This is a genomic window from Leisingera sp. ANG-M7 (assembly GCF_000813965.1).
Lineage (GTDB): Bacteria > Pseudomonadota > Alphaproteobacteria > Rhodobacterales > Rhodobacteraceae > Leisingera.
Genome location: NZ_JWLI01000012.1, coordinates 95087 through 110483, shown reverse-complemented (window position 1 = coordinate 110483; position 15397 = coordinate 95087). Strand labels below are relative to the sequence as shown.

General features: G+C 62.7%; 14 protein-coding genes. 9 read left to right on the top strand and 5 right to left on the bottom strand.

Features of this window, described 5'->3' with window-relative positions; genetic code table 11:
- Window positions 1–52: 52 nt before the first annotated feature.
- On the bottom strand, window positions 53–1210 hold the full coding sequence (dnaJ, locus tag RA26_RS15110) for a molecular chaperone DnaJ (RefSeq protein WP_039184872.1): 1158 nt from the start codon (window positions 1208–1210) through the stop codon (window positions 53–55).
- Between the two features lie 77 nt (window positions 1211–1287).
- Entirely contained in the window at window positions 1288–3234 is a 1947-nt protein-coding gene (gene dnaK / locus RA26_RS15105; protein ID WP_275041644.1) for a molecular chaperone DnaK, read from the bottom strand.
- Window positions 3235–3423: 189 nt separating this feature from the next.
- Here dnaK and RA26_RS15100 point away from each other — a divergent pair, with 189 nt between their 5' ends.
- Window positions 3424–4026, top strand: a complete 603-nt coding sequence (locus tag RA26_RS15100) for an alpha-ketoglutarate-dependent dioxygenase AlkB family protein (protein WP_039184869.1) — start codon at window positions 3424–3426, stop codon at window positions 4024–4026.
- A gap of 59 nt (window positions 4027–4085) precedes the next feature.
- On the opposite strand, the gene RA26_RS15095 is transcribed toward RA26_RS15100, so the two are convergent.
- Window positions 4086–4730, bottom strand: a complete 645-nt coding sequence (locus RA26_RS15095) for an SH3 domain-containing protein (RefSeq protein ID WP_039184868.1) — start codon at window positions 4728–4730, stop codon at window positions 4086–4088.
- Window positions 4727–5548, bottom strand: a complete 822-nt coding sequence (locus RA26_RS15090; RefSeq protein ID WP_039184867.1) for an ABC transporter permease — start codon at window positions 5546–5548, stop codon at window positions 4727–4729. Before RA26_RS15090 ends, RA26_RS15095 begins: the two co-directional genes overlap by 4 nt.
- Window positions 5549–5659: 111 nt before the next feature.
- On the opposite strand from RA26_RS15090, the gene cysQ reads away from it, so the two are divergent.
- The 8 genes from cysQ to RA26_RS15050 all read left to right on the top strand — a co-directional run bounded on the left by cysQ (window position 5660) and on the right by RA26_RS15050 (window position 14728).
- Window positions 5660–6457 (top strand): 3'(2'),5'-bisphosphate nucleotidase CysQ, encoded by a 798-nt coding sequence (cysQ, locus tag RA26_RS15085; RefSeq protein WP_039184864.1) that lies wholly within the window; start codon window positions 5660–5662, stop codon window positions 6455–6457.
- Entirely contained in the window at window positions 6457–7257 is an 801-nt protein-coding gene (locus RA26_RS15080) for a 3-deoxy-manno-octulosonate cytidylyltransferase (RefSeq protein WP_039184863.1), read from the top strand. Before cysQ ends, RA26_RS15080 begins: the two co-directional genes overlap by 1 nt.
- A 178-nt stretch (window positions 7258–7435) precedes the next feature.
- Complete coding sequence (gene galU / locus RA26_RS15075) at window positions 7436–8329, top strand: UTP--glucose-1-phosphate uridylyltransferase GalU (RefSeq protein WP_039185043.1); 894 nt, start codon at window positions 7436–7438, stop codon at window positions 8327–8329.
- A gap of 49 nt (window positions 8330–8378) precedes the next feature.
- Window positions 8379–9362: a UDP-glucose 4-epimerase GalE gene (gene galE / locus RA26_RS15070; RefSeq protein WP_039184860.1), complete on the top strand. Its 984-nt coding sequence runs from the start codon at window positions 8379–8381 to the stop codon at window positions 9360–9362.
- Window positions 9363–9364: 2 nt separating this feature from the next.
- Window positions 9365–10405: a glycosyltransferase family 2 protein gene (locus RA26_RS15065; protein WP_039184859.1), complete on the top strand. Its 1041-nt coding sequence runs from the start codon at window positions 9365–9367 to the stop codon at window positions 10403–10405.
- A 193-nt stretch (window positions 10406–10598) separates the two neighbouring features.
- The gene (locus RA26_RS15060; protein WP_039185040.1) at window positions 10599–11585 is read left to right on the top strand and encodes a glycosyltransferase family 2 protein; all 987 of its coding nucleotides are present in this window, start codon (window positions 10599–10601) and stop codon (window positions 11583–11585) included.
- Window positions 11582–13282, top strand: a complete 1701-nt coding sequence (locus RA26_RS15055) for a DUF5927 domain-containing protein (protein WP_039184857.1) — start codon at window positions 11582–11584, stop codon at window positions 13280–13282. Before RA26_RS15060 ends, RA26_RS15055 begins: the two co-directional genes overlap by 4 nt.
- Before the next feature lie 6 nt (window positions 13283–13288).
- Window positions 13289–14728 (top strand): sulfotransferase family 2 domain-containing protein, encoded by a 1440-nt coding sequence (locus RA26_RS15050; protein ID WP_039184855.1) that lies wholly within the window; start codon window positions 13289–13291, stop codon window positions 14726–14728.
- Window positions 14729–14913: 185 nt separating this feature from the next.
- On the opposite strand, the gene RA26_RS15045 is transcribed toward RA26_RS15050, so the two are convergent.
- Window positions 14914–15378, bottom strand: coding sequence for a PTS sugar transporter subunit IIA (locus tag RA26_RS15045; protein WP_039184852.1), 465 nt, complete (start codon window positions 15376–15378; stop codon window positions 14914–14916).
- Window positions 15379–15397: the final 19 nt, after the last annotated feature.

The following is a 15397-nucleotide window of genomic DNA, read 5'->3' as shown; positions in this document are numbered from 1 at the left end:
CTCCGCCCGTTCGGCCCTGAAACCGTCCCCCGGACGGTTTCCTAGACGGGCCTCACCCCTTCATACCATCCCAGAAACTTTTCACCGAAGAGAAGAAGCTGCGGGATTCGGGGTTGGTGTTTTCCTCGGAGATGTCCTCAAACTCGCGCAGAAGCTCTTTCTGGCGGGCGGTGAGGTTCATCGGGGTTTCCACCGCCAGTTCAATGAACATGTCGCCGGTGGCACCGCCGCGCAGCGCCGGCATGCCCTTGCCGCGCAGGCGCATCTGGCGGCCGGACTGGCTGCCCTCGGGGATCTGCACCCGGCCGCGGCCGCCGTCAATGGTCGGCACCTCGATGGAGCCGCCAAGCGCCGCCTTGGCCATGCTGACAGGCACCCGGCAGTAGAGGTTGTTGCCGTCACGCTCAAACAGCTTGTGCGGGCCGACCTCGACAAAGATGTAAAGATCGCCCGGAGGGCCGCCGCGCAGGCCGGCTTCGCCTTCGCCCGCGAGGCGGATGCGGGTGCCGGTTTCCACGCCTGCCGGGATGTTCACCGACAGCGAGCGGTCCTTTTCGACGCGGCCGTGGCCGTGGCAGGATTTGCACGGGTTCTTGATGATCTGACCGAGACCCGAACAGGTCGGGCAGGTGCGTTCGACGGTGAAGAAGCCCTGCTGCGCGCGGACCTTGCCCATGCCGGAGCAGGTCGGGCAGGTGGTGGGTTCCACGCCGCCCTCAGCCCCGGTGCCCTCGCAGGAGGTGCAGGAGACCGAGGCAGGCACCTTGATGGTCTTGTGGAGGCCGCCAAAGGCTTCCTCCAGCGAGACGCGCAGGTTGTAGCGCAGGTCGGCACCGCGCGATGCGCGCTGGCGCCCGCCGCCGCCGCCGCGCTGGCCGCCCATGAAATCGCCGAACAGGTCGTCGAACACGTCGGAGAAAGCGGAGGAGAAATCGCCGCCGCCAAAGCCCTGGCCGCCGCCGCGCTGGCCGCCGCCCATGCCGTTTTCGAAGGCAGCATGGCCAAAGCGATCGTAGGCCGCCTTTTTCTCGGCGTCCTTCAGGACGTCATAAGCCTCGTTGGCTTCCTTGAACTGCGCCTCGGCGTCCGGATTATCGGAGTTCCGGTCGGGGTGCAGTTCCTTGGCCTTCTTGCGAAAGCCTTTTTTGATTTCGTCTGCGGTGGCGCCTTTGGCCACGCCCAGAACGTCGTAATAGTCACGTTTTGACATCGGTTACCCCATCTGCCTCAACGAAAATGGGCCGGTCCGGGGTCGGACCGGCCCGCCTTGGCCTGAGTGCTCAGGCGTTAGCGCTTGTCGTTGTCCAGGTCTTCGAACTCGGCATCGACGATGTCGTCGTCAGCCGGGCCTGCAGCTTCGTCAGCAGCAGCCGGTTCGTCGTCGCCGCCTTCTTCGGCCTGCGCCTTGTAGATCGCTTCGCCCAGTTTCATGGCGGCTTCGGTGACGTTCTGGATGCCGGACTTGATCTTGTCGGCGGTTGCCTTGTCGTTCTCCAGCTCGTCCTTAAGCGCAGCCACGGCCAGCTCGATCACCTCAACAGTGGAGGGATCGACCTTGTCGCCATGCTCTTCCACCGATTTCTCGGTGGAGTGGATCAGCGACTCGGCCTGGTTCTTGGCTTCGATCAGCTCGCGGCGTTCCTTGTCCGCCTCGGCGTTGTCCTCGGCGTCCTTGACCATCTTTTCGATGTCCTCGTCGGACAGGCCGCCCGATGCCTGGATGGTGATCTGCTGTTCCTTGCCGGTCGCCTTGTCCTTGGCGCCGACCGACACGATGCCGTTGGCGTCGATGTCAAAGGTCACTTCGATCTGCGGCATGCCGCGCGGTGCCGGCGGGATTTCCTCGAGGTTGAACTGGCCGAGCATCTTGTTGTCGGCTGCCATTTCACGCTCACCCTGGAACACGCGGATGGTCACGGCGTTCTGGTTGTCTTCCGCGGTCGAGAACACCTGCGACTTCTTGGTCGGGATGGTGGTGTTGCGGTCGATCAGGCGGGTGAAGACACCGCCCAGGGTTTCGATGCCGAGCGACAGCGGGGTCACGTCGAGCAGCACCACGTCCTTGACGTCGCCCTGCAGAACGCCGGCCTGGATGGCGGCGCCCATGGCAACCACTTCATCCGGGTTCACGCCCTTGTGCGGCTCCTTGCCGAAGAACTTGGAGACCTCTTCGATGACTTTCGGCATCCGGGTCATACCGCCGACCAGAACCACCTCGTCAATGTCGGAGGCGGAGAGGCCTGCGTCCTTGAGGGCCGCCTTGCAGGGGTCCATCGAACGCTTGATCAGGTCGGAGACCAGGCTTTCCAGCTTGGCGCGGGTCAGCTTCATCACCATGTGCAGCGGCTGGCCCGAGGAGGGGTCCATCGAGATGAACGGCTGGTTGATCTCGGTCTGTGAGGTGGAGGACAGCTCGATCTTTGCTTTCTCTGCGGCTTCCTTCAGGCGCTGCAGGGCCATCTTGTCCTTGGACAGATCGACGCCGTTTTCCTTTTTGAACTCATCCGCCAGGTAGTTGACGATGCGCATGTCAAAGTCTTCGCCACCCAGGAAGGTGTCGCCGTTGGTCGACTTCACTTCGAACAGGCCGTCGTCGATTTCCAGGATGGTCACGTCGAAGGTGCCGCCGCCGAGGTCATAGACGGCGATGGTCTGGGTGTTTTCCTTGTCCAGGCCATAGGCCAGCGCAGCCGCGGTCGGCTCGTTGATGATGCGCAGCACTTCGAGGCCCGCGATCTTGCCGGCGTCTTTGGTGGCCTGACGCTGGGCGTCGTTGAAATAGGCAGGCACGGTGATGACCGCCTGGGTGACTTCCTCGCCCAGGTAAGATTCCGCGGTCTCCTTCATCTTGCCCAGAGTGAAGGCGGAGATTTGCGACGGGGAGTATTTCTCACCCTTGGCTTCGACCCATGCGTCGCCGTTGCCGCCGTTGACGATGGAGAACGGCACCATCTTCTTGTCTTTGGCGACGGCCGGGTCGTCGAACCGGCGGCCGATCAGGCGCTTGACGCCGAACACGGTGTTGTCGGGGTTGGTGACGGCCTGGCGTTTGGCCGGCTGGCCGACCAGGCGCTCGTCGTCGGTGAAGGCAACGATCGACGGGGTGGTGCGCGCGCCCTCGGCGTTTTCAATCACGCGGGGCTGGGAGCCGTCCATGATGGCCACGCAGGAGTTGGTGGTACCCAGGTCGATGCCGATAACTTTGCTCATTTGCGATCCCTTTTTACTACTCAAGGCGATTACCCGAGGCCTGAACCCGTTGCGGCATCCCGGCCCCGATTGTTTTGCGGTTTGGTCTGCACCTTGCCGCGTCCCGGCGTATATAGGGACGTGAAAACGGCCCTGCAAGCGCTCAGGCACGCCCGGAGGCGTGAATCAATGCGCTTTTTTGCAAGGGGCATGGTTAAGGATGGATGAACGGCAATGACCCTGCTGCGGGTGCGCGGATTTGATGTTCACAAGGGGTATCTCGATGGCGTCCGGCAGGCGGCGCTGATCGAGGCCTTGCGGCCGGTGCTGAAGGCGGCGCCCTTGTTTTCACCCAAGGTGCCCGGCGGCGGGCAGATGTCGGTGCGGATGACCTCGGCCGGGCAATTCGGCTGGTATTCGGACGCCAAGGGCTACCGTTATGCGGAACAGCATCCCGCGGGCCGGGAATGGCCTGCAATCCCGCCGGAGGTTCTGGATATCTGGACGGAGCTGACCGGGCTGGAGCGGCAGCCGGAATGCTGCCTGCTGAATTACTACGGCGAGGGCGCGAAGATGGGGCCGCACCAGGACAAGGATGAGGCGGATTTCTCCTTTCCCGTGGTCTCAATCTCGCTGGGGGACGACGGGCTGTTCCGGATCGGCAGCCAAACGCGGGGCGGCAGGACAGAATCGGTCTGGCTGAGCTCGGGCGATGTGGTTGTGATGGGGGGCGAGGCGCGGCTGACCTATCACGGAGTGGACCGGATCCGATTCAAGTCCTCGCGCCTCTTGCCAAAAGGCGGACGGATCAACCTGACGCTGCGGGTGGTGACATGAGGCTGACGTGGCGGAAAACTTTTGCCAAGACTTTTGCTGAAAAGTCTTGGGGCCGGCGGCTAGGGCAGCAGCGAGCAGCAGCCGGTCAGGACGTCGAGCCGGCCCGTGTTGCGCAGGCGCAGAAGGTCGATCGAAATGCCGTAGATCCGGTCAGACATGCCATCGGAGCAATGCTGTGCCGTCAGGGTGCCGGACAGGCTGATCGCTTCGGGGGCGGGCGTTTCGCTGCCGCTCCGGCTTGCAGCGAGGAAGCCGGATTTGCCGCTGCGGCCTGCGGCCGGTTCCCGTGCCACCAGTGTGACAGGGGTGCCCGGACTGTCCGGAGTGCTGAAACTGGCAGCCTCATCCAGGGTCAAAGACCAGAAGGGTTCTGTGCCGAAGCATTCCAGAGCCTGTTCCGGTTGCTCGTGCCAATTGCTGGAAGATATCCGGTCCAGATACCGCAGGGCGGCCCAGCCGGATTGCTCACCGCTGTTCACCAGGCCCCATTTGCCGCTGCCATCCGCCAGGACCACTTCCACTCCGGTTTGATCCGGTGCCAGGGTTCCGATGATTTCAGAACCGGCGGAGGGGGCGCTGCGGATGTTCAGCACATCGTCCGACGCAACGCCGGTGACATTGTGGAGTGCGGGAAACTCCTGCGCCGCGGCTGGCATTGCCAGGAAGCCCAGACAGAGAACGGCTGCTGCGCGCAGTCCCCTCATCGCCGCGCATTCCAGCTGAGGGACACGTTACGGCGTGTGTAGAATTCGCCCATCAGGCCAATCACGATCAGCACCAGCGCCACCCAGGCCGCATACTGCCAGGAGCTGAAATGCGGGTTGTAGTTGATAAAGACGAAGCCGCGGGCCTGGTCAATGCAGTGAAACAGCGGATTCCAGTCGAACATCGCCAGCATGAAGCCGGGCAGGGTGTTGGCCAGGAACATCTTGCCCGAGGCAATCATGTTGGCGCGCTGGTAAATCATCATCAGGATGCTGACAAAACTCGGCGCCCAGGGTTTCAGCACCAGAAACACCAGCCCGACGCTGAATCCGGTGATCCAGGACAGCAGAACCATGCCGAATGCGGGGACGGGTTCCTCGATGTGCACAGGCGTATAGGCGACGTGATAGGCAAACAGGATGATGATCAGCGACAGAACCTGAATATAGAGCGCGCCAATGGCGGCGGACAGCAGGGCGACCATCGTGTTCATCGGCGCGTGCTGCATCATCGGGCTGCTGGGGCCCTCGGCGCCGGCAACAGCGCTGACAGTCTTGGTGTGGACCATGAACAGGTAAACCCCAGACATCACGTAGAGCAGGAAATCGCCGCGGAGGGCGGCACCCCGCAGACCCAGAACCGCGAACATGACATAGAAGGCCAGCACGAACAAAATCGTCTGCAGCAGATTTAAGCCAAGCGCGATGAATGCATTGTTGTGCTTGGAGCGGACACTGCGCACGGTCGAATGGAACACCACCTCGCACAAGGCGAAGAAGCCGGACATCCAGGAAGGCTGTGTGCGCTGCTGAAACATGAACCTGCGTTCTCTGCTCTTATCTGATGCGGCTGCTTGCCGTTCTGCTGTCTGCGGATCATAAGGGGCAACAGGCAAATTTTCAATTAAACCCGTATCAGGGAGACCCGCGTGACCTATGAAAACCTGGTGCCCGTGATCCGCAAGCTGGCCATCGAGGCCGGCGCGAAGATCATGGAGATCTACAATTCCGACGATTTCGACGTGAAAGTGAAATCCGACGACAGCCCCGTGACCGAAGCGGATGAGGCGGCGGATGCATTGATCTCGGCCGGGCTGCGGGCAGCGTTTCCGGACATGATGCTGGTCACCGAGGAACAGGCGGCCTCGCACAAGGAGCGCGGCGAAACCTTCCTGATCGTCGACCCGCTGGACGGCACCAAGGAATTCATCCATCGCCGCGGCGATTTCACCGTCAACATCGCGCTGGTGGAAAAGGGTGTGCCGACGCGGGGCGTGGTCTATGCGCCGGCGCGGCAGCGGATGTTCTTTACCCTGGCCGATGGCAGCGCGGTTGAAGAGACCGGCGCCTTTGATCCGGAGACCATCGGCGAGACCCGCGCCATCCGGGTCGCCGAAAGCGACAATTCGGCGCTGATGGTGGTGGCGTCCAAATCGCACCGCGATCAGGCCACTGATGACTACATCAATAAGTACAGCGTCAAGGACAGCAAAAGCGCCGGTTCTTCGCTGAAGTTCTGCCTGGTTGCCACCGGCGAGGCGGATCTCTATCCGCGGGTCGGGCGCACCATGGAGTGGGACACCGCGGCGGGCCATGCGGTGCTCGCTGGCGCTGGCGGCAAGGTGGTGCGTTTTGACGATCACTCCCCGCTGAAATACGGTAAAGAGGGCTATGCGAACCCGTTCTTCATCGCCTATGCACCAGCTGTGGAACTGAAGGAAGCCTGATGTCCGTTCTGATCGTCATCCCCGCCCGCTATGCCTCCACCCGCTATCCTGGCAAACCGCTGGTGCCGCTGACCGGGGCCAGCGGCGAGAAGCGCTCTCTGGTGGAGCGGTCCTGGCGGGCGGCCTGCTCGGTTCAGGGTGTGGACCGGGTGGTCGTAGCCACGGATGACGATCGTATCAAACAGGCCGCGGAGGGTTTTGGCGCCGAGGTGGTGATGACCTCTGAAACCTGCGCCAACGGCACCGAGCGCTGCGCGGAGGCGCATGCGGCGCTGGGCGGCGGCTATGAGATTGTGGTGAATCTGCAAGGGGACGCGCCGCTGACACCGCATTGGTTTGTCGAGGACCTGGTGGCCGGGCTTCGGGCTGCGCCGGGCATGGGGCTGGCAACGCCGGTGCTGCGCTGCAACGGCGAGACGCTGAACAGCCTGCTGGCCGACCGCAAGGCCGGCCGGGTCGGCGGCACCACTGCAGTATTTGCCGCGGACCATAGTGCGCTCTATTTCTCCAAGGAGGTGGTGCCTTATTGCGGTCAGGCTTACGGTGATGGCGAAAATACGCCGGTCTTTCACCATGTCGGCGTCTATGCCTACCGCCCGGATGCCTTGGCGGCGTATCCTGATTGGGATACAGGGCCGCTGGAACGGCTCGAAGGGCTGGAGCAGCTGCGGTTTCTTGAGAACGGGCGCAAGGTGCTGTGTGTAGAGGTGGAGGCGCGCGGCCGCGAGTTCTGGGAGCTGAACAACCCGGAGGACGTGCCGCGGCTGGAAGCCATGATGAAGAAGATGGGGCTCGAATGAGTGCTGTATGGTAATGAGAAACAGAACAAACGGGATGCTGCCTCTGAACGGCAGCAGGGGGCAGCGGGCAGTTGCTTCACATTTTTTTGGAGACAGCCGGGTATGATGCGCACGAGTATTGCTGCGTCTTGTGCATGTGCCTGTGTCCTGCGCGGAATTTGAGTACAGAGAGAACATCATGCGTAAAAAAGTAACCAAAGCGATTTTTCCGGTTGCGGGCCTGGGCACCAGGTTCCTGCCTGCAACCAAATCCGTGCCCAAGGAAATCATGACACTGGTCGACCGGCCGCTGGTGCAATACGCCATCGACGAGGCGCGCGCTGCCGGGATCAAGGAATTCATCTTTGTCACCTCGCGCGGCAAAGGCGCGCTGGAGGACTACTTTGACCACTCGCCGGTTCTGGAGCAGGAACTGCGTAAGAAGGGCAAGGATGATCTGCTGGACATCCTCAAGAGCACCGACATGGAATCCGGCGCGATTGCCTATATCCGCCAGCACAAGGCGCTGGGCCTGGGCCATGCCGTCTGGTGTGCCCGCCGCCTGATCGCCAATGAGCCCTTTGCGGTGATCCTGCCGGATGACGTGATCGCGGCAGAGAAACCCTGCCTGCAGCAGATGGTCGAGGCCTATGAGGAAACCGGCGGCAACATGGTTGCCGCGATGGAGGTCCCGCCGGAGAAGACCTCGTCCTACGGTGTGCTCGACGTGAAGGACGATATGGGCCAGGTGGTTGCCGCCAACGGGATGGTCGAGAAGCCCAAGATGGAAGAGGCGCCGTCGAACCTGGCGGTCATCGGCCGCTATATCCTGGCGCCGTCGGTTCTGAAGAACCTCAACAAGATGAAGCAGGGCGCCGGCGGCGAGATCCAGCTGACCGACGCGATCGCAGAAGACATTGCCCAGGACGTGCCGGTCTACGGCTACCGCTTCCGCGGCCAGCGGTTCGATTGCGGCTCCAAGGCGGGCTTCCTGCAGGCAACCGTGGCCTTTGCGCTGGCGCGCGATGAGCTGCGGGACGATCTGATGAACTACATCACCGAGATCGCGCAGGTCGGCAAGGCCGCGCAGTAACCACACTGGCCGCCCTTCGGGGCGGCTTTGTTTGCATGGGGCAGAGACAGTGACCAATATCCTCGTGACCGGCGGCGCCGGATACATCGGCTCGCACGCCTGCAAGGCGCTGAAGGCGGCGGGTTACACGCCCGTGACCTATGACAACCTGGTGACCGGATGGCAGGACGCGGTCAAGTTCGGCCCCTTCGAGAAGGGAGACCTGACTGACCGCACCCGCCTGGATGAAGTGTTCGCCAAGTATCAGCCGGCTGCCGTGATGCATTTTGCGGCGCTGAGTCAGGTCGGTGAGGCGATGAGCGAGCCGGGCCGTTACTGGGCCAACAACACCGGCGGGTCGCTCAACCTGATTGAGGCCGCGGTGGCAGCGGGCTGTCTGGACTTCGTGTTCTCCTCCACCTGTGCCACCTATGGCGAGCATGACAATGTTGTGCTGGATGAAAATACCCCGCAGCTGCCGCTGAATGCCTATGGCGCCTCCAAGCGCGCGGTGGAGGATATCCTGAAGGATTTCGGCACCGCGCACGGGCTGCGGTCGGTGATCTTCCGCTATTTCAACGTAGCGGGTGCCGACCCTGAGGCGGAGGTGGGTGAGTTCCACCGCCCCGAGACCCATCTGGTGCCGCTGGTGCTGGATGCGGTTGCCGGCAAGCGCGAAGCACTTACCATCTTTGGCACCGACTACGATACTCCGGACGGCACCTGCATTCGCGACTATGTGCATGTCTGCGACCTGGTGGACGCGCATGTGCTGGGCCTGAAGTGGCTGGAGGACGGCAAGGGCAGCCAGGTGTTCAACCTGGGCACCGGCAGCGGTTTCTCGGTGCGCGAGGTGATGGACAAGGCCGAGGCGGTGACAGGTCAGGCGGTGCCCTGCAAAACCGGCCCGCGCCGGGCGGGTGACTGCACCAAGCTGGTGTCGGGATCGACCCGCGCGATCACTGATCTGGGCTGGGAGCCGCGCCGCTCCACCTTGGAAACGATGATTGCCGACGCTTGGAAGTGGCATAAGACAGGCCATTACGAGAGCTGAGGATGGCACAGTCCGCCGCCCCTGATCTGCCGCCGCTGGGCCTCACCGGGGCCTATAGGCTGCGGTGGAAGCGGCGGCGGTTGCTTTGGCGGGCCCTGCGCGCGCGCCATCAGCTGCAGAAGGTGGCGGACCGCACCCGGGAGATCCCCGGACAGGGTGTTCTGGTCTTTACCGTGCTGCGCAATGAGATCACCCGGCTGCCCTATTTTCTGGAACATTACCGGCGGATGGGCGCCGCGCATTTCCTTGTGGTGGACAATGGCAGCGATGACGGCAGTGCTGAGATGCTGGCCGAGCAGCCGGATGTCTCCCTGTGGCGCACAGAGGCCAGCTACCGGGACACGCGCTTTGGCCTAGACTGGCTGGGCTGGCTGCTGATCCGGCACGGCCACCGGCGCTGGTGCCTGACCGTGGATGCGGATGAGCTGCTGGTCTTTTCCGGGATGGAGGCGCACGGCCTGAGCGACCTGACGCAGCGGCTGGAGCAGGACGGCCGTGAAGGGTTCGGCGCATTGATGCTGGACCTGTATCCCAAGGGGCCGCTGGACAGCCAGACCTATGCACCGGGGCAGGACCCCTGCGAGGTTCTGCAATGGTTCGACGGAGGCCCCTACCGGGCGGTGCGGCAGCAGCCGAAGGGCAATTTGTGGGTTCAGGGCGGGGCGCGTGAAAGGATGTTTTTCCGCGATCAGCCGGAACACTCGCCGACGCTGAACAAGCTGCCGCTGGTGCGCTGGAACCGGCGCTACGCATACGTCAATTCCACCCATTCCATGCTGCCGCCGCAGATGAACGGGCTGTACGACGGGCCGGGCGGCACGTCGCCCTCCGGAGTGCTGCTGCATACGAAGTTCCTGCCGGAGATTGTTTCCAAATCGGCAACGGAAAAGCAGCGGCAGCAGCATTTCCATACGCCGCATCTGTTTGACTTCTACTATGACCGGATCACCGGTGCACCGGATATGTGGCACGCCGGGGCGGTACGGTATCAGGGGCCGGATCAGTTGGCCGCGCTGGGATTGATGGTGCCGGTCGACTGGTAACGAGAGGGACAGGAATTCCTGACTGTTGCAGCTGCGCCGTGCGCCCGCGTAACTGTTTCTAAATCCATTGTTAATACACTGAGCGCGTGACATATTGCGCGGAAACTTGCCGGTGGCCAGAAGGCCGGGGCAGGTGGGTGCGCTCCTTGGAAAATGGTTTGGAGTAAACGTGGGGCTTTGGGATTCTTACCGGATGCGGTTGCGGCGCAAGCGGCGGCTGGTCCGCGCGGTGCGCAAATCCGGTGAGCTGACCGCGCTGCAGGACCACACCCGGGCGATCCGGCCAAGTGATATCCTGCTGGTCTGCACCATGCGCAATGAGCAGATCCGGCTGCCCTATTTCCTCCAGTACTACCGCGGCATGGGAATCGATCATTTCCTGTTCGTGGACAATGACTCCACCGACGGCACGGTGGAATACTTGCGCGGGATGGAGGATGTCTCGCTGTGGCACACCGCTGCCAGCTACAAGCGCGCGGGTTTCGGAATCGACTGGATGAATTACCTCAAGCGCAAATACGCGCATGATCACTGGGTGCTGGTGGTCGATCCGGATGAGTTCTTCATCTACCCGTTTTGCGACACAAGGCCGATCCGGGCGCTGACCGACTGGCTGGACAATTCGGCAATCCGCAGCTTTTCGGCGATGCTTCTGGATGTGTACCCCAAGGGCCGGATTAGTGAGGTGCCGTATCAGGCCGGGCAGAACCCGCTGGAGATCGCCCATTGGTTCGACAGCGGCAATTACACCATCAGCCGCAACCTGGAATACGGCAACCTGTGGATCCAGGGGGGGCCGCGGGCGCGGGTGTTCTTTGCCGATGCGCCCAAGAAGGCACCGGCGCTGAACAAGATTCCGCTGGTCAAATGGCACCGGCGCTATGCCTATGCCAGCTCCACCCATGCCTTGCTGCCGCGCGGGCTGAATCAGGTCTATGAGACCGATGGCGGAGAGAAAGCCAGCGGCATGCTGCTGCACGCCAAGTTCCTGGACACGTTCACCGCCAAGGCCGAGGAGGAACTGACCCGCCGCCAGCACTACGGCGGATCGGCGGAATACAAGGCCTATGCCGCCAGGCTGGCAGATCAGCCGGAACTGTGGTGCAAATGGAGCGAGAAATACATCAATTGGCGCCAGCTTGAGATTCTGGGGCTGATGTCCAAGGGGAACTGGGCATGAATTCGGTCGGTGTGGTCATGCTGGTGCACACGGCGCTGGACCGCGCGGCGCAGGTGGTGGGCCACTGGACCGCAGCGGGCTGCCCGGTGGTGCTGCATGTGGACCGCAATGTCAGCCGTGCGGTGTTCGACCGCTTCTGTCAGTCGCTGGATGGCAATCCGCTGGTGCGGTTCTCCGCGCGCCACCGCTGCGAATGGGGTACTTGGGGCATCGTGGCGGCCTCGCAGTCGGCGTCGGAAGTGATGCTGGCGGAGTTTCCGGATGTGCGCCATGTCTATTTGGCCTCCGGTTCTTGCCTGCCGCTGAGGCCGGTGCAGGAACTGGCCGATTACCTGGCTGTGCGCCCGGACACCGATTTCATCGAAAGTGCCACCACCGCGGATGTGCCCTGGATCGTAGGCGGTCTCAGCCACGAGCGGTTCACGCTGCGGTTCCCGTTTTCCTGGAAAAAGCACCGCTACCTGTTCGACCGTTATGTCAGCCTGCAGCGCAAACTTCGCTTCAAGCGGCGGATCCCGTCCGGGTTGGTGCCGCATATGGGCAGCCAGTGGTGGTGCCTGACGCGCAAGACCCTGACGGCGATCCTGCAGGATCCGGAGCGCCCGGTCTATGACACTTATTTCCGCAAGGTCTGGATCCCGGATGAAAGCTATTTCCAGACCCTGGCGCGGCTGCACTCCAGCAACATCGAAAGCCGCTCCCTAACGCTGAGCAAGTTCGATTTCCAGGGCAAGCCGCATATCTTCTACGACGATCATCTGCAGCTTTTGCGCCGCTCGGACTGTTTTGTCGCGCGCAAGATCTGGCCGCATGCAAACAGGCTCTATCAGGCCTTCCTGAGCGATCAGGCAGCGGCAATGAAGCGGACGGAACCGAACCCCGGCAAGATCGACCGGATCTTTGCCAAGGCGGTGGAGCGGCGCACCCGCGGACGGCCCGGCCTCTATATGCAGAGCCGGTTTCCCGGCCATGGCTCCGAGAATGGGGTCACTTCAAGCCCTTACTCGGTTTTTCAAGGGTTTTCCGAGCTGTTCGAGGATTTCGAAACCTGGCTGGCGCGCACGACCGGCAGCAAGGTGCACGGGCATATCTTCGCGCCGGATGGGGCTGAATTCTCTGAAGGGCAGAGCCTGATCAACGGCTGCCTGAACAGCAGCGCCGGATTGCGCGACTATAACCCGGAAAGCTTTCTGACCAGCCTGATCTGGAACACCCGCGGCGAGAGGCAGTGCTTTCAGTTCGGGCCGCGCAGCAATCAGGCGGTGAACTGGCTGGTGGCGCGGGATACCAACGCGCAGGTCTCAGTCATCAGCGGTGCCTGGGCGATTCCGCTGTTCAAGTCCAGCCGCAATTTCACGGAACTGCGCCAGGAGGCGGCCAGGCTGCAGCAGAGAGAAGCGAAGCAGTTGCAGATCCTGCGCTCCCAATGGACCAAGGCGCGGGTGCGGATCTGGACCATGGCAGAGTTTGTTGAAGCCCCGATGGAGCCTTTGCAGACCATAGCTGACGAAATCGGTCCGCTGTCGGCCCGGCATTTAAGCGAAGCCCCCAGGATGACGGACCTTGAAGGCTTCGGGCAGTTTCTGCAGAATCTGAAGAACCAGGGCATGCACCCCTATCTGATGGGGGACTTTCCGGTCGAACACAGCCCTGCAAGCCCGTCCAAGCCGCAGCGCAAACCTTATCTGGTGCGATAATCCATTATGTCTGAGCCCTCCTTTGATTACTTCGCCGTCTTTGCCGAAATGCGGACCGGCTCCAATTTCCTGGAAAGCAACCTGAATGCATTTGACCGGCTGACATGCCATGGCGAGGCGTTCAATCCGCATTTCATCGGCTATCCGAGCAGGACAGAAATTCTGGGTATGACCCAGGCGATGCGGGACGCGGATCCTGAGCGGCTGATCCAGGAAATCAAGGCAGAGCCAGGCGTTCTGGGAGGCTTTCGCTACTTCCACGATCACGACCCGCGGGTGCTGGACCTGATGCTGGAGGATCCGCGCTGTGCCAAGATCATCCTGACCCGCAACCCGCTCGACAGCTATGTCTCGTGGAAGATCGCTCAGGAAACCGGCCAGTGGAAACTGACCGATGTGAAGCGGCGCAAGGACGCCAAGGCGCGGTTTGACGCAGCGGAGTTCGCGGCCCACGTGGAGGCGCTGCAGGAATTCCAGGTCCGCCTCCTGAACCGGCTGCAGGCGCTGGGGCAAACGGCGTTTTACGTGGCCTACGAAGACTTGCAGAGCCTTGAAGTGATGAACGGTTTGGCCCGCTGGCTGGGCGTTCCGCAGCAACTGGAGGCGCTTGACAGCAGTCTCAAGCGGCAGAACCCGGCACCGGTTCTGGCCAAGGTGGCCAATCCGGAAGAAATGCAGGACGCGCTGGCCGGCATGGACCGGTTCAATCTGACGCGGACCCCGAATTTCGAACCGCGCCGCGGCCCGGCGGTGCCGGGCTACGTGGCGGGGACCGTGACGCCGATCCTGTATCTGCCCCTGAAGGGCGGACCGGAGGCCGGCGTGGTGCAATGGATGGCCGGCCTGGACCATGTGGCTCTGGACGGGCTGATCCAGGGCATGAACCAGAAACAGCTGCGCCAGTGGAAGCGCGGCAATAAGGGTTTCCGCAGCTTTACGGTGCTGCGCCACCCGGCGGCGCGGGCGCATGCGGTGTTCTGCCGCCGCATCCTGAATGCAGGTGAGGGCAGCTACCGGCAGATCCGCAACACGCTGCGGCGACAGTTCAAACTGCCGATTCCGGAGGCGGGGCCAGATGCCGGTTATTCGCGGGCCCAGCACCGTGATGCCTTTGCCGGGTTTCTGGAGTTTGTGCGCGCCAGCCTTGCCGGGCAAACCCCGGTGCGGCTGGATGCGGAGTGGGCAACGCAAGCCCAGGCACTGGCCGGGTTCGCCGAACTGGGCCCGCCGGATCTGCTGATCCGCGAGGACGAGATGGGCGAAGACCTGCCTGCGCTGGCCCGCAAGCTGGGCCGGATGGAGCCGGAGGCGGTCCCGGAAGCCGAGCCTGAGACGCCTTTTGCCTTGGCGGATATCTATGATGCGGAGCTGGAAGCGCTGATCGCTTCTGTTTATCAGCGCGATTACCTGGCCTTTGGCTTCGGGCCCTGGTGGCGCCAGAGCTGACCTCTCTTATCCTGCCTCACAGAAGGGGCTCCTGCGCACGGGCCGCAGGCTGCGGTCCGGGCCCGGCCCAATGGAAAGAGTGCAGCCGGCAGGCAGCCTATGACAGGCGGGAGACCTGCCGCAACTGGAGAGCTGCAATAATTCCGGGGAATGCCGGGGCCGCGCCGTCAGCGCTTCCTGATGCTTCAGGCCGCCTGGACGGATTGGCCTTCGGTCAGGATGGTATAGAGCGTGGCCGGATCATGGTTGGCGCGCAGCTTGGTGCAGAAGCTCTGTTCGCGCAGGGTGCGCGACACCAGCGCCAATGCCTTCAGGTGCTCGACTCCGGCGTCTTCGGGTGCGAACAGGGCAAAGGCAATATCCACCGGCTGGCGATCCACCGCGCCAAAGTCCAGCGGCTTTTCCAGGATCAGGAAGGTGCCGCAGACCTCGCTGATGGTGTCGAGGCGGGCATGCGGCAGGGCGACGCCATGGCCGACCCCGGTGGGGCCGAGGCTTTCGCGATCCAGCAACGCCTCGACCGTGGGCTGCGCGTCCAGCCCGTAGGCTGACTGAGCGACATCCGCGATTTCCTGGAACAAGCGCTTCTTGCTGGAGACCGCACCGATAACCCGGACGGCCTCTGGCTTGAGGATGCTGGAAATCTGCATGTTTCTGCTCCGTTCCGGC

Excerpts from the sequence above, each read along its gene's own strand:
- dnaJ (WP_039184872.1), bottom strand. The coding sequence starts at position 1,210 with ATGTCAAAACGTGACTATTACGACGTTCTGGGCGTGGCCAAAGGCGCC.
- RA26_RS15100 (WP_039184869.1), top strand. The coding sequence starts at position 3,424 with ATGACCCTGCTGCGGGTGCGCGGATTTGATGTTCACAAGGGGTATCTC.
- RA26_RS15095 (WP_039184868.1), bottom strand. The coding sequence starts at position 4,730 with ATGAGGGGACTGCGCGCAGCAGCCGTTCTCTGTCTGGGCTTCCTGGCA.
- RA26_RS15090 (WP_039184867.1), bottom strand. The coding sequence starts at position 5,548 with ATGTTTCAGCAGCGCACACAGCCTTCCTGGATGTCCGGCTTCTTCGCC.
- RA26_RS15080 (WP_039184863.1), top strand. The coding sequence starts at position 6,457 with ATGTCCGTTCTGATCGTCATCCCCGCCCGCTATGCCTCCACCCGCTAT.
- galU (WP_039185043.1), top strand. The coding sequence starts at position 7,436 with ATGCGTAAAAAAGTAACCAAAGCGATTTTTCCGGTTGCGGGCCTGGGC.
- RA26_RS15065 (WP_039184859.1), top strand. The coding sequence starts at position 9,365 with ATGGCACAGTCCGCCGCCCCTGATCTGCCGCCGCTGGGCCTCACCGGG.
- RA26_RS15060 (WP_039185040.1), top strand. The coding sequence starts at position 10,599 with ATGCGGTTGCGGCGCAAGCGGCGGCTGGTCCGCGCGGTGCGCAAATCC.
- RA26_RS15055 (WP_039184857.1), top strand. The coding sequence starts at position 11,582 with ATGAATTCGGTCGGTGTGGTCATGCTGGTGCACACGGCGCTGGACCGC.
- RA26_RS15050 (WP_039184855.1), top strand. The coding sequence starts at position 13,289 with ATGTCTGAGCCCTCCTTTGATTACTTCGCCGTCTTTGCCGAAATGCGG.
- RA26_RS15045 (WP_039184852.1), bottom strand. The coding sequence starts at position 15,378 with ATGCAGATTTCCAGCATCCTCAAGCCAGAGGCCGTCCGGGTTATCGGT.